The organism is Pseudomonas sp. HY7a-MNA-CIBAN-0227, assembly GCF_040310325.1.
Taxonomy (GTDB): Bacteria; Pseudomonadota; Gammaproteobacteria; order Pseudomonadales; family Pseudomonadaceae; genus Aquipseudomonas.
Window position 1 is genome coordinate 1 of sequence record NZ_JBEOPT010000320.1, and the last position, 243, is coordinate 243.

The 243-nt window shown below is 61.3% G+C and carries 1 protein-coding gene; it reads right to left on the bottom strand.

The features are described 5' to 3' along the window. Positions 1-243: hemagglutinin repeat-containing protein (locus tag AAEZ06_RS28095; RefSeq protein ID WP_350617466.1), on the bottom strand; the 243-nt coding region annotated here is incomplete at both ends.

The following is a 243-nucleotide window of genomic DNA, read 5'->3' on the forward strand; positions in this document are numbered from 1 at the left end:
GTCCTTGAGCGGGCCGGTGGTTTTGGCCAGTTTATCCACCACCCCCGGCTGGTTTTTTTCGACATCCAGCCTGGCGTCAACATTCACCTGGGTGCTGTTGACCTGGTCCTTGCGGCTTTCTACAACGAGGTCGCCGCCCACCGTGCCATGCACCTTGTCGGCGTCGATACGCGCTCCGGCCAGATGGGTATCGCCGGCACTGTTGAGGGTGACGTCACCTGCCGTGATCAGGCTGTTGTGCTG